Origin of the sequence: Rhodanobacter sp. OR92, from assembly GCF_000427545.1 — a bacterium.
GTDB lineage: Bacteria > Pseudomonadota > Gammaproteobacteria > Xanthomonadales > Rhodanobacteraceae > Rhodanobacter > Rhodanobacter denitrificans.
Window position 1 is genome coordinate 77,564 of sequence record NZ_ATYF01000006.1, and the last position, 19,452, is coordinate 97,015.

At 67.4% G+C, this 19,452-nt stretch carries 22 protein-coding genes; 11 read left to right on the top strand and 11 right to left on the bottom strand.

All coding sequences use genetic code 11. The annotated features are described in order from the left end of the window. Nucleotides 1-1,194 (bottom strand): FAD-dependent oxidoreductase, encoded by a 1,194-nt coding sequence (locus tag RHOOR92_RS0103410; protein WP_027489588.1) that lies wholly within the window; start codon nt 1,192-1,194, stop codon nt 1-3. Nucleotides 1,195-1,318: 124 nt separating this feature from the next. Between RHOOR92_RS0103410 and rmuC the strand changes: the two genes are divergently transcribed. The 3 genes from rmuC to RHOOR92_RS0103425 all read left to right on the top strand — a co-directional run bounded on the left by rmuC (nt 1,319) and on the right by RHOOR92_RS0103425 (nt 3,769). Further along, nucleotides 1,319-2,761, top strand: coding sequence for a DNA recombination protein RmuC (rmuC, locus tag RHOOR92_RS0103415; protein ID WP_027489589.1), 1,443 nt, complete (start codon nt 1,319-1,321; stop codon nt 2,759-2,761). Nucleotides 2,762-2,837: 76 nt separating this feature from the next. After that, nucleotides 2,838-3,440 (top strand): GTP cyclohydrolase I FolE, encoded by a 603-nt coding sequence (folE, locus tag RHOOR92_RS0103420; protein ID WP_015446586.1) that lies wholly within the window; start codon nt 2,838-2,840, stop codon nt 3,438-3,440. A gap of 2 nt (nt 3,441-3,442) precedes the next feature. Beyond that, on the top strand, nt 3,443-3,769 hold the full coding sequence (locus RHOOR92_RS0103425; RefSeq protein ID WP_027489590.1) for an EF-hand domain-containing protein: 327 nt from the start codon (nt 3,443-3,445) through the stop codon (nt 3,767-3,769). A gap of 119 nt (nt 3,770-3,888) precedes the next feature. Here the strand turns inward: RHOOR92_RS0103425 and RHOOR92_RS0103430 are convergent, their stop codons facing one another. Genes RHOOR92_RS0103430 through RHOOR92_RS0103460 form a run of 7 tightly spaced genes read right to left on the bottom strand, consistent with a single transcriptional unit; the run spans nt 3,889 to nt 8,633 of the window. Next, nucleotides 3,889-5,094 (bottom strand): ABC transporter permease, encoded by a 1,206-nt coding sequence (locus tag RHOOR92_RS0103430; RefSeq protein ID WP_027489591.1) that lies wholly within the window; start codon nt 5,092-5,094, stop codon nt 3,889-3,891. Continuing rightward, entirely contained in the window at nt 5,091-5,825 is a 735-nt protein-coding gene (locus tag RHOOR92_RS0103435) for an ATP-binding cassette domain-containing protein (protein WP_007514002.1), read from the bottom strand. The genes RHOOR92_RS0103430 and RHOOR92_RS0103435 overlap by 4 nt, the downstream gene beginning before the upstream one ends. Next, entirely contained in the window at nt 5,822-5,995 is a 174-nt protein-coding gene (locus RHOOR92_RS19540; protein ID WP_015446583.1) for a hypothetical protein, read from the bottom strand. Before RHOOR92_RS19540 ends, RHOOR92_RS0103435 begins: the two co-directional genes overlap by 4 nt. After that, nucleotides 5,992-7,572 carry an alpha/beta hydrolase gene (locus RHOOR92_RS0103445; RefSeq protein ID WP_027489592.1) on the bottom strand — a complete coding sequence of 527 codons (1,581 nt, stop codon included), beginning with the start codon at nt 7,570-7,572 and terminating at the stop codon, nt 5,992-5,994. Before RHOOR92_RS0103445 ends, RHOOR92_RS19540 begins: the two co-directional genes overlap by 4 nt. A gap of 2 nt (nt 7,573-7,574) precedes the next feature. Then, nucleotides 7,575-7,775, bottom strand: a complete 201-nt coding sequence (locus RHOOR92_RS0103450) for a helix-turn-helix transcriptional regulator (RefSeq protein ID WP_027489593.1) — start codon at nt 7,773-7,775, stop codon at nt 7,575-7,577. Beyond that, nucleotides 7,768-7,980, bottom strand: coding sequence for a hypothetical protein (locus RHOOR92_RS0103455; protein WP_015446580.1), 213 nt, complete (start codon nt 7,978-7,980; stop codon nt 7,768-7,770). Before RHOOR92_RS0103455 ends, RHOOR92_RS0103450 begins: the two co-directional genes overlap by 8 nt. Before the next feature lie 32 nt (nt 7,981-8,012). Then, nucleotides 8,013-8,633: a hypothetical protein gene (locus RHOOR92_RS0103460; RefSeq protein WP_027489594.1), complete on the bottom strand. Its 621-nt coding sequence runs from the start codon at nt 8,631-8,633 to the stop codon at nt 8,013-8,015. A gap of 344 nt (nt 8,634-8,977) precedes the next feature. Between RHOOR92_RS0103460 and RHOOR92_RS0103465 the strand changes: the two genes are divergently transcribed. Genes RHOOR92_RS0103465 through RHOOR92_RS0103480 form a run of 4 tightly spaced genes read left to right on the top strand, consistent with a single transcriptional unit; the run spans nt 8,978 to nt 13,703 of the window. Then, complete coding sequence (locus RHOOR92_RS0103465; protein WP_231378312.1) at nt 8,978-9,559, top strand: spore coat U domain-containing protein; 582 nt, start codon at nt 8,978-8,980, stop codon at nt 9,557-9,559. A gap of 4 nt (nt 9,560-9,563) precedes the next feature. Then, a complete protein-coding gene (locus RHOOR92_RS0103470; RefSeq protein ID WP_027489595.1) occupies nt 9,564-10,307 on the top strand; it encodes a molecular chaperone in 744 nt (247 codons plus the stop codon). Then, the gene (locus tag RHOOR92_RS0103475) at nt 10,258-12,666 is read left to right on the top strand and encodes a fimbria/pilus outer membrane usher protein (protein WP_027489596.1); all 2,409 of its coding nucleotides are present in this window, start codon (nt 10,258-10,260) and stop codon (nt 12,664-12,666) included. Before RHOOR92_RS0103470 ends, RHOOR92_RS0103475 begins: the two co-directional genes overlap by 50 nt. Beyond that, nucleotides 12,663-13,703 carry a spore coat U domain-containing protein gene (locus RHOOR92_RS0103480; protein ID WP_027489597.1) on the top strand — a complete coding sequence of 347 codons (1,041 nt, stop codon included), beginning with the start codon at nt 12,663-12,665 and terminating at the stop codon, nt 13,701-13,703. Before RHOOR92_RS0103475 ends, RHOOR92_RS0103480 begins: the two co-directional genes overlap by 4 nt. A 30-nt stretch (nt 13,704-13,733) precedes the next feature. Here the strand turns inward: RHOOR92_RS0103480 and RHOOR92_RS0103485 are convergent, their stop codons facing one another. Together RHOOR92_RS0103485 and RHOOR92_RS0103490 are read right to left on the bottom strand one after the other, a co-directional pair. Continuing rightward, nucleotides 13,734-14,282, bottom strand: a complete 549-nt coding sequence (locus tag RHOOR92_RS0103485; RefSeq protein WP_015446574.1) for a spore coat protein U domain-containing protein — start codon at nt 14,280-14,282, stop codon at nt 13,734-13,736. Nucleotides 14,283-14,576: 294 nt separating this feature from the next. Next, nucleotides 14,577-15,338, bottom strand: a complete 762-nt coding sequence (locus tag RHOOR92_RS0103490) for an FAD-binding oxidoreductase (RefSeq protein ID WP_027489598.1) — start codon at nt 15,336-15,338, stop codon at nt 14,577-14,579. Between the two features lie 94 nt (nt 15,339-15,432). Between RHOOR92_RS0103490 and RHOOR92_RS0103495 the strand changes: the two genes are divergently transcribed. From RHOOR92_RS0103495 to RHOOR92_RS0103505, 3 genes are all read left to right on the top strand, one after another. Next, nucleotides 15,433-16,398, top strand: a complete 966-nt coding sequence (locus tag RHOOR92_RS0103495) for an ABC transporter ATP-binding protein (protein WP_027489599.1) — start codon at nt 15,433-15,435, stop codon at nt 16,396-16,398. Continuing rightward, nucleotides 16,395-17,177 (top strand): ABC transporter permease, encoded by a 783-nt coding sequence (locus RHOOR92_RS0103500; protein WP_015446571.1) that lies wholly within the window; start codon nt 16,395-16,397, stop codon nt 17,175-17,177. Before RHOOR92_RS0103495 ends, RHOOR92_RS0103500 begins: the two co-directional genes overlap by 4 nt. Before the next feature lie 94 nt (nt 17,178-17,271). Then, a complete protein-coding gene (locus RHOOR92_RS0103505) occupies nt 17,272-17,991 on the top strand; it encodes a pseudouridine synthase (protein WP_027489600.1) in 720 nt (239 codons plus the stop codon). A 114-nt stretch (nt 17,992-18,105) separates the two neighbouring features. On the opposite strand, the gene tsaD is transcribed toward RHOOR92_RS0103505, so the two are convergent. Then, entirely contained in the window at nt 18,106-19,155 is a 1,050-nt protein-coding gene (gene tsaD / locus RHOOR92_RS0103510; RefSeq protein ID WP_027489601.1) for a tRNA (adenosine(37)-N6)-threonylcarbamoyltransferase complex transferase subunit TsaD, read from the bottom strand. Between the two features lie 67 nt (nt 19,156-19,222). Between tsaD and rpsU the strand changes: the two genes are divergently transcribed. Then, on the top strand, nt 19,223-19,438 hold the full coding sequence (gene rpsU, locus RHOOR92_RS0103515; protein WP_007081639.1) for a 30S ribosomal protein S21: 216 nt from the start codon (nt 19,223-19,225) through the stop codon (nt 19,436-19,438). Nucleotides 19,439-19,452: the final 14 nt, after the last annotated feature.

Here is a 19,452-nt window from a genome sequence, read left to right on the forward strand (position 1 = left end):
TCAGGTGGTGCGCGGCAAACGCCCTCGCAGCGAGGCGGCATCGAACGGGCCGGGCTCGGCGATCAGCGCGCGCGCGGCGTCGACCTGGTCCCACACGTTCCACAACAGCACGCCGCGCACGCGGCCGGCTTCGAGGTAATACACCACGCCCTCGCGGTTCGGCTCGCGCCAGTCCTCGACCACCTGTAGCCGCGTGTCGAGCAGGCCGACCGCCTCGTAGCCGAGGTCGAACAGGTCGGAATAGAAGAACGGCAGCGTGGTGTAGTCGCCGGCCACGCCGGCCATCGCGCGGCCGGCATGGCGGCCCATGCTGACCGCCGCGTCCTCGTGCTCCACCCGCAGGCGCCGGCCCAGTGCCGGGCTGTGGAAGTTGGCCACGTCGCCGGCGGCCCAGATGTCCGCATCGCTGCTGCGCAGGTGGGCGTCGACCACGATGCCGTCGTCGACCGTGAGCCCGGCCTGCTCGGCCAGCGCGGTGTCGGGCGTCACGCCGAGGCCGGCCACCACCGCTTCCACCCGCAACACCTCGCCGTCGGACAGTTCCAATTCCACGCCGCCGTCGGTCTTGTTGCCGCCGATCACCTTGATGCCGCTGCGCACATCCACGCCGTGGCTGCGGTAGTAGTCGTCGAGGTATCCGGTCAGCCCGTCCGGATAACGCCCGGCACCGATCGCCGGGCCGGGAAACAGCATCGTCACCTTGCAACCCACGCTGCTCAACGACGCCGCCAGCTCGCTGCCGATGAAGCCGCCGCCGATCACGGCGATGTAGGCACCGGGTTTGGCATAGCGGCGCAGCGCCTGGTAATCGTCCAGCGTGCGGAAATGGATCACCCGCTCGCCGCCGTCGAACGGCAGCCGCCGCGGGGTCGCACCGGTGGCCAGCAACAGGCGGCGGTAGCGGTAGGTATCGCCGTGGTCATCGCGCGCGATGCGCGCCACCCGGTCCAGCGATTCGATGCGGCGACCCAGGTGCAAGGTCGCGCCGCTTTGCGCGGTGGCCAGGTCGATGTCAGCGGGCGATTTGTCGCCCTTCCACAGCGCCTTCGACAGCGGCGGCCGCTGGTACGGCGGCGGCGCCTCGGCGCCGACGAGGCCGACGTTCGCCGCCGCATCGACCTCGCGGATCGCCTTGGCGGCCGCATCGGCGGCCATGCCGCCACCGATGATCAGGTAATCGTGGATGTGTTCCATGTCTTCTCTCCCGGGCCGACGGATCGGCCCATGATGCACCGCTGCGGCAGCGATAGCGTGAAAGGGGCGCAGCCGGTGAGACGGCTGGACGTACACTGGACGCATCATCCCGGGGAAACGTTCCATGTCGCTTGCCGAAATCCTGCTGATCACCCTGGTCATCCTGGCCGCGCTGATGCTGCTGTCGCAGGTCGCATCGCTGCTGCGCGGCCGCGGCGACCCTGGCCTGGGCGCGAAGCTGGACGCCCTGAAGGACGACAGCGCCCGCGTCGAGCGCACCCTGCGCGAGGAACAGCGCGCCGGACGCGAGGAACTGCAGCAAGGCTTCGACCGTTTCCGCGGCCACGTGGGCGAGCAGCTCGGCGGCATGTCGCAGCAGCAGGCCGAGCGCATCGACGGCTTCGGCCAGCGCCTCGCCGCGCTCACCGACGGCACCAGCCAGGGCCTGCAGATGCTGGCGCAGCAACTGGCCGAGGACGCGCGCAAGAGCCGCGAGGAAACCACGCTTGCGCTCAACCGTTTCGGCGAGCAGCAGCAGCAGCGCTTCAGCGCGCTCAGCGCCGAGCACGAGAAGCGCATGGGCGAGGTGCGCGCCACGCTGGAGGCCAAGCTCGGCGCAATCCAGCAGGACAACGCAGCCAAGTTGGAACAGATGCGCGCCACCGTCGACGAAAAGCTGCAGAGCACACTGGAGGTGCGGTTGGGCCAGTCGTTCCAGCTGGTCTCCGAACGGCTGGAAGCGGTGCAGCGCGGCCTGGGCGAGATGCAGAGCCTGGCCACCGGCGTGGGCGACCTCAAGCGCGTGCTCGGCAACGTGAAGACGCGCGGCGTACTGGGCGAAACCCAGCTCGGCGCGCTGCTCGAACAGTTGCTGACGCCCGACCAGTACGCCGCCAACGTGGCCGTGGTGCCCAACTCCGACGCGCGGGTGGAATACGCCATCCACATGCCCAACGGCATCGACGGCGCCGCACTGTGGCTGCCGATCGACGCGAAGTTTCCGCTGGAGGACTACCAGCGCCTGCAGGAAGCCCACGAGAACGCCAACGCCACCGCCGCCACGGACGCCGCCAACGCGCTGGAGCGGCGCGTGCGCGAGGAGGCCAAGCGCATCCGCAGCAAATACGTGGTGCCGCCGCACACGGTGGACTTCGCCATCCTGTTCCTGCCGACCGAAGGCCTGTTCGCCGAAGTGCTGCGGCGGCCGGGCCTGTTCGAGTCGCTGCAGCGCGACCACCACATCACGATCGCCGGGCCGACCACGCTGGCGGCAATCCTGACCAGCCTCAAGGCCGGCTTCCGCACGCTGGCGATCGAGAAACGCAGCAGCGAGGTATGGCAGCTGCTGGGGGCGGTCAAGACCGAGTTCGGCAAGTTCGGCGCGGTACTGGACAAGGTCAAGAAGAATCTCGACCAGGCCAGCAACCAGATCGATGCGACCGGCGCGCGCACCCGCGCGATCGAACGCAGGTTGCGCGGCGTGGAGACCGCGCCGGGCGAAGTCTCTCGGCAGTTGCTGGACGACGACGTGCCCGCGCCGGACGAAAACGACGACGCGGAAGCGTGATTCCCCCGTCCCGCCTGCACCTGCGCCGCCTCGACGCGGGCGCTAAACTGGCCCACCCGCCACCCGAGATCCCCTTATGAGCGAGCAGCGCCACCCGAACGACGTCAGCCAGGAACAGGCCGAGGAAGCCGTGCGCACGCTGCTGCGCTGGGCCGGCGAGGACCCTTCGCGCGAAGGCCTGCTGGACACGCCCAAGCGGGTGGTGAAGGCGTACCGCGACTGGTTCGCCGGCTACGACTCCGATCCGGGCGACTACCTGCGCCGCACCTTCAAGGAGGTGAACGGCTATGACGAGATGGTGGTGCTGCGCGACATCGAGTTCGAGAGCCACTGCGAGCACCACATGGCGCCGATCATCGGCCGCGCCCACGTCGGCTACCTGCCGACCAATCGCGTGGTCGGCATCAGCAAGCTGGCCCGCGTGGTGGACGGCTTCGCACGTCGCTTCCAGGTGCAGGAAAAGCTCACTGCGCAGATCGCGCAGTGCATCCAGGAAACCCTGCAGCCGGCCGGCGTGGCGGTGGTGGTGGACGCCAGCCACGAATGCATGACCACCCGCGGCGTGCACAAGCGCGGCGTGTCGATGGTGACCAGCCAGATGCTCGGCACCTTCCGCGACGACGCGCGCACCCGCGCCGAGTTCCTGCAGTTCATCGGCATCCACGGCGGCCACCGCTGAACGTGCGGCTGGCTGCTGCCGCGGCCCTGCTGCTGGCATCGATGGCGGCGCTGGCCCAGGACACCCGGGCGGCCTATCTGCAGATGTTCGACCGCGACGGCGATGGCCGGGTCAGCGAAGCCGAGTACCTGGCGTACATGGGCCGCGGCTTCCAGGCGATGGACCGCAACGGCGACGGCATTCTCGAAACCGACGAATTGCCGGGTGGCCGCGGCCCGCCGATCACGCTCATGGAATACCAGGACAACCTGCGCCGGCAGTTCCACCAGCTCGACCGCAAACGCGACGGCTTCCTCGACGCCCGCGAACTGACCGCGCCGCCACGTTGACACCCCTGGAAAAGACGCAGGAGCGTACCCTGTACGCGATGTGCTTCATCACGTGACGGAAAGCACCGCGCACAGGGTGCGCTCCTGCACAGGCCTCTGGCCGGGGGACAAGCTGCGCGTCAGGCCGAAATCGCCAGCTTCTCCGAGCGGTACAGCTGCGCAGTCGCCAGCACCGCGAGCAGTGCCGCCGCCAGCGTGCCGGCGAAGCACAGGCCGAGTTGCGCGGCGCTGACGCCATCGCCGCGCAGCAGCTGCATGATGCCGAGGTTCTGGCCCAAGAGCGGCACCGCGTACATCCACGCCTGAGCCTTGATCGGCATGAACGACAGCAGCAGGCTGGGGATGATCGGCACCAGCATCAGCAGCGAGATGTAGGTCTGCGCCTCGCGGTAGCTCTTGGCGAACGCCGCCACCATCGACTGCAGCGCCGCCAGCAGCAGCACCAGCGGCAGCATCAGCAGCAGCACGTAGGTGGCGAAGCGCAGGCCCAGGTCCAGCTCCATGCCGATCTTGCCGGCGGGAATGAACTGCCCCACCACGGCGAATGCCAGCAGGGTGATCAGCAGGCTGGCGACGGAGAATGCGCAGATCGCCGCCAGCTTGCCGCACAGGATCTTCCAGCGTGGCACCGGGTTGGCGAACAGCGGCTCCAGCGACTGCCGCTCGCGTTCGCCGGCGGTCAGGTCGATCGCCAGATACATGCCGCCCATGAAGATGGTGATGACGAAGAAGTACGGCAGCATCGCGAACATCAGCACTGCGCGCGACTGCGGCGTGGCCTGGTCGCGCCGGGCCACCTGCAGCGGCCACGCCGTGCCCGGCGACATGCCGCGCGCGACCAGCCGCATCGCGCCCTGCTGGCGCGCGTAGCTTTCGACCAGCTGGCTGACCCGTTCCACCGAGCTGTTCGCCTCGCGCTGCGAGGAGTCGTAGAACAGCTCCACCTGTACCGGCTCGCCGCGGCGCCAGGCCTTGCCGTAGTCGGCGCCGATGCGCAGCACCACGTCGGCGTCCTGCTGGCGCACGGTCCGGGCGGGGTCGGCCACCGGCGCGCCCGGCACCACGCCGCCGGCCTTCAGCGCGTCGAGCAGGTTCGGTGCGTACTCGGCGCCGATCACCGGCACCGACAACGGCTTCTCGGCCTTGTCCAGTTCGCGGTTCAGGGTGAGGTTGATCAGCATCACGAACAGCAGCGGCCCCAGCAGCGGGCCGGTGAGGAACGCGCTCATCAGGGTGCGGCGGTCGCGCAGGTTCTCGGTCACTTCCTTGAGGAACACGCTGAGGAAGGCGCCGCCACGCCGGGTTTTCGATGGGTTCGTGCTCATGCCGCCAGTCCCTCTTCGCTGCCGATGATCTTCACGAAAGCATCTTCGAGATTGCTCTCGCCGGTTTGTGCGCGCAGCGCGTCGGGCGATTCGTCGGCCACCACGCGGCCGTGCGCGATCACCACGATGCGGTCGCACAGCGCGGCGACCTCCTGCATGATGTGGCTGGAGAACAGCACGCAGCGACCCTCGTCCTTCAGCCGCCGCATGAACTGGCGCAGCGCGCGGGTGGCCATCACGTCGAGGCCGTTGGTCGGCTCGTCGAGGATCACGTTGCGCGGGTCGTGCACCAGCGCGCGGGCGATCGCGGTCTTCACCCGCTGGCCCTGCGAGAAGCCCTCGGTGCGGCGGTCGGCGATGTCGTCCATCTCCAGTGCCTTCACCAGCGCCTCGCGCCGGCTCGCCAGCAGCTCCTCCGGCAGGCCGTGCAGGCGGCCGAAGTAGTCGATGTTCTCGCGTGCGCTGAGCCGCTTGTACAGGCCGCGCGCATCCGGCAGCACGCCGAGCCGACGGCGCACGCCCAGCGGATCGACGGCCGCGTCGATGCCGTCCACCAGCACCTGGCCGCGGTCGGGCGTCATCAGCGTATAGAGCATGCGCAGCGTGGTGGTCTTGCCGGCGCCGTTGGGGCCGAGCAGGCCGGTGATCTCGCCGTCGCGGGCGCTGAAGCTGACGCCGTCGACGGCTTTCACCGTGCCGAAGGCCTTGTGCAGATCCCTGACTTCGATCACGAGACGTCACTCCGGTTGAGACATGCATCCCGGCCGACGGTGAACAGCGACAGTGTGGCCAGCGTCGGAAGCAGGACAAGGGAATAGAAATTCGGCGCCTTGAGCAGGGCGGCAGCGAGAATGGCCGCAGCCCACAGCACGGAGTTCGCCAGCACGTAGCGTCTTTTCATGGGGTGGCTCCATTGAAGTCGATGAAGATCGGCGTGGGCTGCAGCCGGTCCAGGCAGCTCGCGTCCAGCGTCTTCGGCTCGAGTTTCTCGACGAAACGCTGGATCAGCTGCGGCGTGCAGCCGGCCGCCATCACGCTGTGCGCCTGGCCCTTGAGCGTCAGCACGCGCGCGTTCGGCAGGCCTTTCGCCACCGCCTCGGCGTAGCGCGGCGGGGTCACCGGGTCGTACTGGCCGGCCAGCAGCAGCACCGGCTTGGCGGTCTTCAGCGGCGCATGGAAATCGGCCGGCCGCGTGCCCTTGGGCCACACCGAGCAGACCGCCTTCAGCGCATCGACCATGCGCGTGCCCAGGATGGTCTGCGCATCCTGCGGGCGCGTCGTCAGCAGGTCGGCATCCTCGCTGCAGATGACCGAGTACTGCATGCCGCTGCCCATCAGTTCGGACAGCTCGCCGGACAGCAGCTTGGCCTGGCCCAGCAGCGGGCCGACGTCGCCGCGGGCGGCCGCGTCGATCGACAGCGGCAGCAAGGCGGCGGTGGCCGGCGTATAGGCGAACATGCGCACGACGCTGGCCAGCGAGTCCTCGTCCAGCATCCGCTTCACCGTCTGGTAGCTCTGCGGGTCGCGGAAGCTGACCTGGTGCGGGTTCGCGCGCAGCGCATCGCGCAACTGGTACAAGGTCTGGTCCGGATCGCCGAACTGCTTCTTGCAGGCCGGCTCGGCGGTGCAGCGGGCGAACTGCGCCTTCAGTGCATCGTCCAGGTTGCGCGCGAAATCCTCGCCCAGCGCCAGCGCGTTCGGCACCGCGCTGTCCAGCACCGCGCTGCGCACCGCGTCCGGGAAGCGCCTGAGGTACTGCTGCGCCATCCGCGTGCCGTACGACACGCCGAGCAGGTCGAGCGGCGGCGCGCCGAGCGCCTGGCGCACGTCCTCCAGGTCCTGCGCGGCGACCGTGGTGGTGTAGTAGCGCGGATCGGCGTGACCGGCCAGCTGCTTCAGGCACTCGGCGGCGGCGGCGCGCAGCTTGCCGGCGTCGAACGTGCTGTCGTCGGCGGGCGTCGCCGCCTCGGCGGACGCCTTGCAGTCCAGCGCATTCGAGCCGCCGGTGCCGCGCTGGTCCAGCAGCAGCACGTGGCGATGCGCCAGCAGCGGCTTGAGCACCGACGCCACCAGGCCGGCCGAGTCGGTCGCCGCCTGGCCGGGGCCGCCGGCGAGGAAGGCCAGCATGTCCGGGCTGGCCACCTGCGCGCGCGAGCGCAGCACCGCCAGCTTCAGCCTGATCGTGCGGCTGTGCGGATCGGCGCGGTTCTCCGGCACCGGAAACTCGGCGCACCACGCCGCCGTGCTGAGCCCGCTGTTCGGCTGCGCCAGTTCGCATGCGGCCAGGGTGACGGCGCCCAGTTGCCAGGTGGCCGGCCTGGCCGACGTCACCTTCACGGCGACAGCCGGCGAAGCCGCGCTCGCGGCTGCCGGCGGCCCCTGATCCTTGTTCTGTTCGCGATGCCGAGCGCTCTGGCTGGCCACGAAGATCGCCACCGCGATGGCGACCGCCGCACCGATGCGTGCTCCGGGTTTCATGCTCACCTGCTGCTCCCTGGGTCAAAAATCGATTCAATCGGACGTCCAAACAATTTCGCGATCCTGAACGCCAGCGGCAGGCTGGGGTCGTACTTGCCGGTCTCGATCGCGTTGACGGTCTGCCGCGACACATCCAGTTGCTCGGCCAGATCGGCCTGCGACCAGCCGTGCTCGCCGCGCAGCTCGCGTACGTGGTTATCCATGGCGGCGGTAGCGCCGGACGACCAGCAGCCTGGCGAGGCCAAACGTGGCGAACAGGCACGGCATCACCCAGATCGCCACTGCCCCACCGCGCACCTGCGAACCGACATCCGCCAACAGCAGCAGGCCCGACAACACGATCAACACCACGTAGGCCAGCATCGCCGGGAGGAATTCGCGCAGGTAGCGCTTATGGACGGCGCGCATGGGGGGTTCCCGTGGTGGCGGCTGACAAGGGCTCAGGCGTCATGGGGCTGCCCGCCGGCGGCGCGGCGCCGCCGCCGATGGAGGGCACCCTGCACCAGCACGACCAGCACCGCCGCTGCCGCCATGCCCACGAACAATCCGGTGTCGAAGGCATCGTGGCGGCGCCAGGCGAGCCAGCCCACCACGGCGATCAGCCCGGCCACCAGCAGGATGCGCCAGCGCAGCGCGATGCCAGCCTCGTCGCCGGCGCAGGCCGGCTCATTGCCGTAGTGGCGCACCACCCACCATCGCGCCACTTGATAGCCGACCACCATGAGCGGAAATACCCAGAGCAGGATCGAGCCATCCAGCGGCACGACGCCCGCCGCCGCCAGGAAGCCGCCGACCAGGCTGGCCACGCCCACGACGGCCGTGGATGCCCCCAGCGCGATCAGGTGCGTGCGCTGCTCCAGCTCGTCGCCGTGCCGCACCCGCTGCGCCATCTGCCAGATCACGTAGAACACCGGCAGCGTCGGCAGCAGTGCCAGCACGACCCGCAGCGGCAGGCTGGCGGCGCCGCGAACGAGCGGCCACGCCAGCAGCAGCACCACGACATACAGCACCATCGCCAGTGCCACCCGGCTCCGGTAACGCCCTTCGGTAAAACGCGTCATGCCGCCGTCCTCTCCAGTGATTCCAGATGACCGCCGGCGCCCCTGCGCGCATGGCGATCCCTCGCTGTCATGTCAAGCGAGCTTGACAATTGCAGGTTAGACAACCTTCCCGGCAAATGTCAAGGACGCTTTACAAGACGGCCTCGGCCGGTGCGCAAACGGTCGCGAAATGTGAAAACGGGATGATGACTGCGTATTGAATAAGTGACATAGTTCGCAGTTTGAAGTGCCGATTTTTGTCACGGAAGACTGACAAAACACAGGAAATCCTTGCCCAGCCTCAAATCCCGCCTTCTCGCGAGCGGCCTGGTGTCTGACGTAACCGTTTACATGTTGATATTGGCATGCCGTTTGCTTATGGCCCTGCGCCAGTTCCTCAAATCCACCCGGAGAGAATCGTCATGATGTTCAAGAAAACCCTGCTTGCCGCCGCCGTATTCGCTCTGGGCGGTTTTGTCTTCCCCGCCGGTGCCGCCACCAATCCGGCCACCAGCACCTTCCAGGTCAAGCTGAAGATCAACAAGGCCTGCACCGTTTCCACGGGCGCCGCGCTGGACTTCGGCAGCACCGACGCCAACTCGACCGGCAACCTCACCACGTCCGCCAGCAATATCAACGTCACCTGCTCGAAGAAGACCGCCTACAGCGTCGACCTGACGCCGACTTCCAACAGCGCTGACGGCACAGGTTCCATGAAGGGCGGCATCGTTGGCAACGCCGACACCATCGCCTACGCGCTGTATCAGGACAGCGGCGACACCACCGCCTGGGGCAACGGCGCCAACACGCTGAGCGCCACCAACGGCCTCGTCGTCGGCAACGGCACGGCGCAGAACTACACCGTTTACGGCAAGGTGCTGGGCACCAACCTGAACGTCCAGCCCGATACCTACACCGACACCGTCACTGTCAGCGTGGCTTACTGAGTCGATGATCAATCGCCCGCTGTGCAGGCTGCTGCTGTGCGCCGGCCTGGCCTTGGTCGGTGCTGGCGCGTGGGCCAGTGGCCTGCAAGTTGCGCCGGTTTCGCTGACCTTGCAGCCCGCGCAGCATGCCGACGGACTGTGGCTCAGCAATACCGGCACCGACCAGATACACGCGCAGGTGCGCGTGTATCGCTGGACACAGGTCAATGGTGCGGACCAGCTGACGCCCTCGCAGGAGCTGGTGATCAGCCCACCGATGCTTGGTATTCAGCCGGGCGGCCGGCAGCTGATCCGGGTGATCCGGATCGGTGCGCCGCCCTCCGGCAACGGCGCCGTGGAAGCTGCCTATCGTCTGGCCATCGATGAACTGCCGGTGCACACACCGGGCAAGCGCGGCTTGCAGTTCGTGTTGCATTATTCGGTGCCGGTGTTCGTCGAGCCCCAGGGCGAGGCGGCCGCAACGGTCAACTTGCACTGGCAGCTGCAGCGTGATGGCGACCGCATGACACTGGTGGTGTCCAACGCCGGCACCGGCCACGCGCAGCTGGCCGAACTCATCTACGTAAGTGACAAGGGCAAGCGCACGACCATCGCCGGCGGCCTGCTGGGCTATGTCCTTCCCGGCGCCACCATGCGCTGGCCGCTCAAGCAGCCGGCTTCGGTCTTCGCTGAAAACGGCACGTTGGAGGCAGCGATCAATGGCGCGCAGGCCACGCAAACGCTCTCGCTGGCCGATCGCGCTCGCTGAGTCGCTACTGCTGCCCTGCCTGCTGGCCATCGCCACGCGCGCGACGGCGGCAGACGCGGTCCGCAGCCCCGACAGCGTGGACGGCTCGGCCCTGGCGGCCGATGCGGTAGGTGCGATGGCCACCATCGACGCCACCGATCTGTACCTCGACCTGATCATCAACGGCACCGAGCGGGGGCTGGTGCATCTCGGCTACCGCGACGGCACGCTGTGGGCCACGCGGGCGACGCTGCAGCAGCTGGGTTTCATGCTGCCGACGGACAGCCCCGATCCCGTCCGCCTGGACAGCTTGCCGGGCGTACAGGTGCGCTACGACGCTGAACAGCAGTCTGCGACCTTGACCGTGCCGCTGAAGCTGTTGCATCTGTCCACCAGCGTGCTCAACGCACAGAGCGCCTCGGTTCCCCACGCCAACGCCTCGCCCGGCGCGCTGCTCAACTACGACATCTACGCCACGCGCGACACCCGGGGAGGCGCCAGCGCGAGCGCGTACACGGAACTGCGTGTGTTCGGCGGCCCCGGCACGCTGAGCAGCACCGGGCTTTCGCAGACCAGCCGTACGAGTGGCGACTGGCATGGCCGCTCGGTTCGCCTGGATACGACCTGGAGCATGTCGTTCCCCGAACGGATGCTCACCATGGATGTGGGCGACACGCTGACCGGCGCCACCGCGTGGTCGCGTCCGACTCGCATCGGCGGCGTGCAGTTCGGCACCAACTTCGCGCTGCAGCCCTATCGCGTCACCGCGCCGCTGCCGCAATTCCTCGGCCAGGCCACGCTGCCCTCGCAAGTGGAGCTCTACATCAACGGCATGAAGCAGTACAGCGGCCAGGTGCCGGTCGGCCCGTTCCAGCTCAACGCGGTACCGGGCATCAGCGGCGCCGGCAATGCCCAGCTGGTGTTGACTGACGCGCTGGGCCGCGTCTCCACGGTGGACTTCTCGCTGTACAACACCCAGCAGCTGCTGCAGAAAGGGCTGACCGACTGGTCGGCCGGGTTTGGCTTCGTGCGCGAGGATTACGGCCTGCGGTCGTTCTCGTACAGCCGCGACCCGATGGCCAGCGGCAGCTGGCGCCTCGGCCTCACCGACCAGTTCACCGCCAGCGCCCACGCCGAGGTCACGCAAGGCTTGGCCAACGCCGGTGTCGGCGGCGATTGGCTGCTCGGCCATGCAGGCATCGTGTCCGGCTCGATGGCACGCAGCCAGCATGACGGGCTCGACGGCTCGCAGCTGAGTCTCGGCTATCAGTGGATCAACAGCCGCTTCAACTTCGGCGTGCAGGGTACCCGCAGCAGCAGCGGCTACCGCGACGTGGCCGCGCTGTACGGCAGTCCGTCGCCGCGGTTGAGCGCCAGCGCGCAGGCCGGCATGAGCACCGATGGTTTCGGCAACTTCGGCGTCAGCTATGTGCACCTGCGCTACCTGGAACAGACCAGCCGCTACGCCAGCGGCTACTGGTACAAGTCGCTCGGTCGCAGCGCTTCGATCAGCCTGAACCTCAACCAGAACCTGGACGTGTCGCGCGACCGCAGCGTCTTCCTGAGCTTCAGCCTGACCTTCGATGCGCGGACCTACATGAGCGCCGGCGTGCAGCGTCAAGGCAACCGCAACCTGTTCGATGCCAGCATTTCCCGCTCGCTGCCCACCGACGACGGGTTCGGCTGGCGCACACAAACGCAACAGGGCGACGGCAGCCATAGCGGCCTGGCCGAACTGGATTACCTGGGCCGCTACGGTCAGACGCAGGTCGGTCTCGTGAACTTCGGCGGGAACAGCAGCGCCTACGCCGGCGCCAGCGGCGCGCTGGTGCTGATGGACGGCCACGCGTTCGCTGCGCGCAGCATCTACAACGGCTTCGCGCTGGTCTCCACCGATGGCATCCCCGACGTGCCAGTGAAGCTGGAGAACAATCTGGTCGGCCATACCGACCGGCATGGCCTGCTGCTGGTGACACCGCTCAATGCGTACCAGAACAACAAACTCAGCATCGACCCGATGCAGTTGCCGGCCGACGTGCGCATCGGCCACGTGGACACCAACGCCACGCCCGTCGACCGCGCCGGCACCCTGGTGAGCTTCGGCATCACCCCGGTGCGCGCTGCCTCGGTGCTGCTGCGCGACGACGCGGGCAAGCCGCTGCCGCTGGGCAGCCAGGTGCGCCTGCGCGGCCAGCCCGGCGACCCGGCGCTGGTCGGCTTCGATGGCGCGGTATACCTGGACACGCTGGACAAGCACAACGTGCTGGAGGTCAGCTTGCCCGAAGGCGGCACCTGCAACACCGGATTCGACTATCGCAGGCAGGGTGATGGCATCCCGCAGATCGGGCCGCTTACCTGCGCCAAAAAGGGGGCGCCATGAACCGTCGCATCCATATCTACCTGTGGTTGGGCGCGCTGTTCGTCGCCTGCCAGTGGCTGGCTCCCGCCAGCATGGCGCCATTGCGCACCGCACAGGCCAGCGTGCCCGGCATCACTTGCACTGCGATCACGACCAGCATCAATTTCGGCAACGCCGACCCGACCGCCGGACTTACCTACTTTCGTAACTTCAACAGCGACGTCAACCTGAATACCACGGGTTTCCTGACCTACTACTGCACGAACACCTCATCGGCTCCGCAAAACATCGACGTGTGCATAAGTATCGGCAATCCCGGGGGTTCCAGTCAGCGATCCATGGGCGGACCGAAAAACGGCTCGCTCGATTATCAACTCTACAAAGATGCCGGCAATACCCAAGCCTGGGGCAGCAAGTACAACACGCCAGGCAAATGGGGCACGCCTTACATCGGCACCGTGGCAGTGCCTGCCAATGGCACATCAGCTCCCATCACGCTACCGATCTACGCCGCCATCGACAGTAGCCAAGGTATCAGCTGGACAACGAACAAGACCGGCCCATACAGCGCTACTTACGGCAACGGCGACGTAGCCTTCGACACGGGACCGGCGAACACTGGCTGCAACAACGCTTCGGGTGGAGGCACTATCAGCGGTTTTCAGGTATTGGCCAACTTGGTTCCGACTTGCCAAGTCGCCACCAATCCCCTGGACTTCGGCGGACTCGACGGTGACCCCAGCAATGCAACCGCCACCACCACGCTTACGGTCAGTTGCGTGAACGAGACCGGCTATCGTGTCGGCCTGGACAATGGCAAGAATTGGGATGGCACCACCCGACGCATGCGCGGTGGCCCCACGCACAGCGACTACGTTCCGTACCAGCTGTACCGCGGAAACTGCAGTACGAAGTGGGGTAATACCGACGGCACCGATACGCAAACCGGCACCCAGCCGTCGCAGATGTTTACAGTGTGCGGCAAGATTCCGCCAGGTCAAGGCTCGGCGACGCCTGGCGACTATTTCGACGCCGTCACAGTGTACGTTTACTACTGACGGATACTCGGCAAATCTCATTCGCGCTTATCAATAGACCACGCGTACCACCGCCGTATCCTCGTAATCGCCCAACGGGACCTTCTGCCCAGCGGGCACCGAGCCCGAAACGGCCAAGTGAATTGCCGTGGGGCCAAGCCCCTTGACATGAATCGCCTCGCCAGCCGGCCAGAGGTTGCCGTTGGCGCGCAGTTCGTAAGCCATGCGGACGCCGGACTGGCTGCGCATGGTGCGGTCGCCCTCGAGATAGACGGCTGCGGGCGTACCCCGCGCACACGTCACATCAATGGAGCCAGGCGATGCCGTGCCCGTGGCCGCACCGCCAGTGGTGTAGGGCGCCAGGGTCAGCGGCTGGGTTTGCACGCTGCACGAGGCCACCACGGTCACCGAGATCCGGAAACTGGCCGTAGCTTGACCAGCGACGGAAGGAAACGAGACCAGGGCGATGACTGCCATAAAAGCGGAAAGCAGCATCGGGACCAGCGCCAACCCGCCAGCCTGTCCTCCGCGACCGAATGCGCGATGGATGGCTTCCCGGCAAAGGCGACGCCCCGCCCACAAACCGACTGACCATTTCATTCCGTTCACCTCTCCAGGTGCCCCGGCCATGACGGGGTTCCTTGAGTGGCTTTCGGCGCGCTCCGCCCGAGCTTTACCGGCTTGAGCCCGCCGATGCCGGAAAACGTGACGAACGTCACGTTAATGGCGGGTCGGGGCCGAACTTCGCCGCAGCCACCTGTCGAACCGTCGATTTACCCCTACCCGCGTGAGCTGCGCGTGAGATGACGCGCGCGGGAAACACCGTCATCGGCCCGCCCCTCATGGCGTGAGGCGTGGCCAGATGTCATATCGGCGTGAAAGCGGCCAGCTTTATCAGCGCGAGGAAACGTACTTCTCGCGGCGGATCTGCGGCACCGGCAGGCCGAACTCCTTCAACGTGTTGAAGGCGGCGTCGACCATGTTGGGGTTGCCGCACAGGTAGGCGATGTCGCGCTCGGCATGCGGGGCCAGTTCGGTCAGCACGTTCTGCACGTAGCCGTAGCGATCGGTGGGGCGGGGCAGCGCGCGGGCCTCGCGGCTGAGGCAGGCATGGAAGGCGAAGCCGGGGTGGGTGCTGGCGAACGCCTCGAACTCCTCGCCGTAGAGCAGCTCGCCCTCGTTGCGCGCGCCGTACAGCAGCACCACGTCGCGGCCGCCCTGCGCCAGCAGCTTCTCGATCTGCGGCAGCATGGCGCGGTAGGGGGTGACGCCGGTGCCGGTGGCCAGCAGCAGGTAGCGCGGGTGAGTGTCGGCCTCCTGCAGGCAGAAGCGGCCGTAAGGGCCGCTGGCATCGATCACCCCGCCGACCGGCAGCTCGCCGAGCAGCTTGGTGGCGGCGCCGCCGTCGACGTAGCTCACCGCGATCTCGATGCGCCCGACGGTCACGGACGCGCCCGGCGAGCTGCCGTCACCGGTGGTGGCGATCGAATAGCTGCGCTTGGTTGCCGTGCCGTCGTCGTAGTGGAAATGCACCTGCAGGAACTGCCCGGGCTGGAACACCAATGGCTGGCCGTCGACGCGCTCGAACACCATGTGGCGCACCGCGGGCGCGAGCATGCGGCTGTCGACGAGACGGAGCTGGAAGTGGTTGGCCATGGGGCGGGTTCCGGAAACGGTGTGTGCCGTCCGGCAGGGCCGGACGACGGGACGTAGCCCGCTATAATAAGGGCTAACCCCCTCGGTGCAGCCCATGTCCCCGCAGTCTCAAGATAAGGCCCCGGCGCTTGTCGTCGACAACCTGCGCAAGACCTACGGCAACGGCGTCGAGGCGCTGAAGGGCATCAGCCTGACCGTGCAGCCCGGCGACTTTTTCGCCCTGCTCGGCCCCAACGGCGCCGGCAAGTCCACCCTGATCGGCATCCTGTCCTCGCTGGTGAATGCCACTTCCGGCGACGCGCGGGTATTCGGCATCTCGGTGAACCGGCAGCGCAGCGAGGCGATGCGGCTGATCGGACTGGTGCCGCAGGAGATCAACTTCAACCAGTTCGAGAAGCCGTTCGACATCTGCGTGAACGAGGCGGGCTTCTACGGCATCCCGCGCAAGATCGCCGCCGAGCGCGCGGAGAAATACCTGAAGGAGCTGCGCCTGTGGGACAAGGCGCAGATGCAGGCACGTACGCTGTCCGGCGGCATGAAGCGGCGGCTGATGATCGCCCGCGCGATGATGAACGAGCCCAGGCTGCTGATCCTCGACGAGCCCACCGCTGGCGTCGACATCGAGATCCGCCGCTCGATGTGGCAGTTCGTCAGCGCCATCAACGCGGCCGGCACCACGGTGATCCTGACCACGCATTACCTGGAGGAGGCCGAGTCGTTGTGCCGCAACATCGCGATCATCGACCACGGCACGATCATCGAGAACACCAGCATGAAGCGCCTGCTGGCGACGCTGGACGTGGAAACCTTCGTGCTGGACGTGACCACCATCCCGGCCGAGCTGCCGAGCATTCCCAACGTCACCCTGCGCCGCCGCGACGACCACACGCTGGAGGCCGAGATGGCCCGCTCGCACGACCTCAATTCGCTGTTCGCGACGCTGTCCGCGCACGGCATCGCAGTGACCTCGATGCGCAACAAGACCAACCGGCTGGAGGAGCTGTTCGTGCGGCTGGTGGAGAACGGCCGGCACGAACCGGGCCGGGAGCGCGCCGCATGAGCCGCAACGCCGCCGCCAACCTGGTCGCCCTCAACACCCTCGTGCGCCGCGAGATCGTGCGCATCATGCGCATCTGGACGCAGACGCTGATCCCGCCGGCGATCACCATGACGCTGTACTTCGTGATCTTCGGCAAGCTGATCGGCAGCCGCATCGGCAGCATCCAGGGCGGTTTCAGCTACATGCAGTACATCGTGCCGGGACTGGTGATGATGAGCATCATCACCAACAGCTACGGCAACATCTCCAGCTCGTTCTTCGGCGCCAAGTTCAGCCGCGCGGTGGAAGAAATGCTGGTGTCGCCGATGCCGAACTGGGTGATCCTCACCGGCTACGTGGCCGGCGCGGTGGTGCGCGGCCTGGTGGTCGGCGTGCTGGTGCTGGTCATCGCGCTGTTCTTCACCGACCTGCACGTGATGCACCCGCTGATCACGTTCGCCTCGGTACTGCTGGGCGCCACCATCTTTTCGCTGGCCGGCTTCGTCAACGCGGTGTACGCGAAGAAGTTCGACGACATCGCGCTGGTGCCTACCTTCATCCTCACTCCGCTGACCTACCTCGGCGGCGTGTTCTATTCCGTCACGATGCTGGGCGAGCCGTGGCAGGCGATCTCGCGCGCCAACCCGATCCTGTACATGGTCAACGCGTTCCGCTACGGCGTGCTCGGCATCAGCGACGTGCACGTGGGCTGGGCCTTCGTGGTGATGCTCGGCTTCGTGGCGGCGCTTACCGTGTTCGCGCTGCAGCTGCTCAAGCGCGGCGTGGGGCTGCGCTCCTGAAAAAGCTGCAGGGGCGCACCCTGTGCGCGACGCTCTTGCATGACGTGACGAAGAGCCATCGCGCACAGGGTGCACCCCTGCATCGAAGGTGGAAATGCGCGTCAACAAATACATCAGCGAAACCGGCCTGTGCTCGCGCCGCGAGGCGGACGAGCTGCTGCTGGCCGGGCGCGTCAGCATCAACGGCGCGGTAGTCACCACCGGTGCCAAGGCGCTGGACGGCGACGAGGTGCGCGTGGACGGCGAGATCGTCAAGGCGCGCATGCTGGCCGCCACGCCGGCGGCGAAGAAGGCCGTCTACATCGCGCTGAACAAGCCGGTCGGGATCACCTGCACCACCGATCCGGGCGTGTCCGGCAACATCGTGGACTTCATCGACCACCCGCAGCGAATCTTCCCGGTCGGCCGGCTCGACAAGGATTCCGAAGGGCTGATCCTGCTGACCAGCAACGGCGACATCGTCAACGAGATCCTGCGCGCGGAAAACCACCACGAGAAGGAATACCTGGTCGGCGTAAACAAGGCGGTCACCGACGAATTCCTGGCCGGCATGGCCAAGGGCGTGCGCATCCACGGCCAGATGACCCGACCCTGCCGCACCCGCCGCATCGCCAGGTTCGGCTTCTCGATCGTGCTGACCCAGGGCCTGAACCGGCAGATCCGCCTGATGGCTGCCGCGTTCGGCTACCGGGTCACGCAATTGCGCCGCGTGCGCATCGTCAACGTGAAGCTCGGCCACCTCAAGGTCGGCCAGTGGCGCAACCTCACCGAGGCCGAGTTGAAGGGGCTGTTGCCCGGGCGCACTCAATGGTGATTCTCGCCTCCCCCTGCTTGCAGGGGGAGGCTGGGAGGGGGTGAGGCTCTTGCTGCAAATCACCCCACCCCAACCCTCCCCTGCAAGCAGGGGAGGGAGTGGCACCGGCAAGCCTCAGGCGGCGGGCAGGCTCTGCAAATCCCAGCGCGGCCGCACTTGCACGGTCTCGTCCTGACGCTGGCCGCTGGCCAGGCGGATCGCGCCGGCCAGCGCGATCATCGCGCCGTTGTCGGTGCAGAAGTCCAGCCGCGGGAAATACACCCGGAAACCATCCTTTTCGCCGGCTTTGGCCAGCTCGCTGCGCAGGTGGCGGTTCGCGCCCACGCCGCCGGCAATCACCAGCCGCTGCGTGCCGGTGGCCTCCAGCGCGCGACGGCACTTGATGACCAGCGTGTCGACGATCGCCTCCTCGAATGCGCGGGCGACGTCGGCGCGGGTCTGCTCGCCTTGATCCGACTTCTGCCAGGCCAGCAGCACCTGGGTCTTCAGGCCGGAGAAGCTGAAATCCAGCCCCGGCCGGTCGGTCATCGGGCGGGAGAAGCGGAACGCGCCGGCCATGCCCTGCGCGGCCAGCTTCGCCAGCGCCGGGCCGCCGGGGTAGGGCAGACCCATCAGCTTGGCGGTCTTGTCGAACGCCTCGCCGGCGGCGTCGTCCAGGGTGTCGCCCAGGATCGTGTAGCGGCCGATCGCCTTGACCTCGACCAGCATCGAGTGACCGCCGGAAACCAGCAGGGCCACGAACGGCGGCTCCGGCGGATCGGCCTCCAGCAGCGGCGCCAGCAGGTGGCCTTCCATGTGGTGCACCCCGATCGCCGGCACGCCCAGCGCCCAGGCCAGCGCGCGCCCGACCGAGGCCCCCACCAGCAGGGCGCCGACCAGGCCGGGGCCGGCGGTGTAGGCCACCCCGCCCAGGTCGCGCACGCCCAAGCCGGCCTGGGCCAGCGCCTCGCGGATCAGCGGCAGCAGCTTGCGCACGTGGTCGCGGCTGGCCAGTTCCGGCACCACCCCGCCGTAGTCGGCGTGCAGCTTGATCTGGCTGTACAGGGTGTGCGCCAGCAGGCCGCGGCCCGGCGCGTCCGGCTCCCAGCGCAGCAGCGCCACCCCGCTCTCGTCGCAGGAGGTCTCGATGCCCAGCACGGGCTTTGAAAGTTCGTCAGTTTCCACGGTATACTTCGCGGCTCGCCCTGTTCAACAGTCCCGTCATCGGGGCAGATTACCACTCGGAGTTTCCATGCCCAACGTAAAAGTTCGCGAGAACGAGCCGTTCGAGATCGCACTGCGTCGTTTCAAGCGTACCTGCGAGAAGGCCGGCGTGCTGGCTGAAACGCGCAAGCGCGAGTTCTACGAAAAGCCGACCCAGGAGCGCAAGCGCAAGCGTGCCGCCGCGGTGAAGCGCCACCTGCGCCGGCTGTCGCGCGACGTCTCGCGCAAGGTCCGCCTGTACTGAGTTTCCGCTCGCCG

Coding starts and splice junctions, on each gene's coding strand:
- RHOOR92_RS0103410 (WP_027489588.1), bottom strand. CDS start 1,194: ATGGAACACATCCACGATTACCTGATCATCGGTGGCGGCATGGCCGCC.
- rmuC (WP_027489589.1), top strand. CDS start 1,319: ATGTCGCTTGCCGAAATCCTGCTGATCACCCTGGTCATCCTGGCCGCG.
- folE (WP_015446586.1), top strand. CDS start 2,838: ATGAGCGAGCAGCGCCACCCGAACGACGTCAGCCAGGAACAGGCCGAG.
- RHOOR92_RS0103430 (WP_027489591.1), bottom strand. CDS start 5,094: ATGAGCACGAACCCATCGAAAACCCGGCGTGGCGGCGCCTTCCTCAGC.
- RHOOR92_RS19540 (WP_015446583.1), bottom strand. CDS start 5,995: ATGAAAAGACGCTACGTGCTGGCGAACTCCGTGCTGTGGGCTGCGGCC.
- RHOOR92_RS0103445 (WP_027489592.1), bottom strand. CDS start 7,572: ATGAAACCCGGAGCACGCATCGGTGCGGCGGTCGCCATCGCGGTGGCG.
- RHOOR92_RS0103450 (WP_027489593.1), bottom strand. CDS start 7,775: ATGGATAACCACGTACGCGAGCTGCGCGGCGAGCACGGCTGGTCGCAG.
- RHOOR92_RS0103455 (WP_015446580.1), bottom strand. CDS start 7,980: ATGCGCGCCGTCCATAAGCGCTACCTGCGCGAATTCCTCCCGGCGATG.
- RHOOR92_RS0103460 (WP_027489594.1), bottom strand. CDS start 8,633: ATGACGCGTTTTACCGAAGGGCGTTACCGGAGCCGGGTGGCACTGGCG.
- RHOOR92_RS0103465 (WP_231378312.1), top strand. CDS start 8,978: ATGCCGTTTGCTTATGGCCCTGCGCCAGTTCCTCAAATCCACCCGGAG.
- RHOOR92_RS0103470 (WP_027489595.1), top strand. CDS start 9,564: ATGATCAATCGCCCGCTGTGCAGGCTGCTGCTGTGCGCCGGCCTGGCC.
- RHOOR92_RS0103475 (WP_027489596.1), top strand. CDS start 10,258: ATGGCGCGCAGGCCACGCAAACGCTCTCGCTGGCCGATCGCGCTCGCT.
- RHOOR92_RS0103480 (WP_027489597.1), top strand. CDS start 12,663: ATGAACCGTCGCATCCATATCTACCTGTGGTTGGGCGCGCTGTTCGTC.
- RHOOR92_RS0103485 (WP_015446574.1), bottom strand. CDS start 14,282: ATGAAATGGTCAGTCGGTTTGTGGGCGGGGCGTCGCCTTTGCCGGGAA.
- RHOOR92_RS0103490 (WP_027489598.1), bottom strand. CDS start 15,338: ATGGCCAACCACTTCCAGCTCCGTCTCGTCGACAGCCGCATGCTCGCG.
- RHOOR92_RS0103495 (WP_027489599.1), top strand. CDS start 15,433: ATGTCCCCGCAGTCTCAAGATAAGGCCCCGGCGCTTGTCGTCGACAAC.
- RHOOR92_RS0103500 (WP_015446571.1), top strand. CDS start 16,395: ATGAGCCGCAACGCCGCCGCCAACCTGGTCGCCCTCAACACCCTCGTG.
- RHOOR92_RS0103505 (WP_027489600.1), top strand. CDS start 17,272: ATGCGCGTCAACAAATACATCAGCGAAACCGGCCTGTGCTCGCGCCGC.
- rpsU (WP_007081639.1), top strand. CDS start 19,223: ATGCCCAACGTAAAAGTTCGCGAGAACGAGCCGTTCGAGATCGCACTG.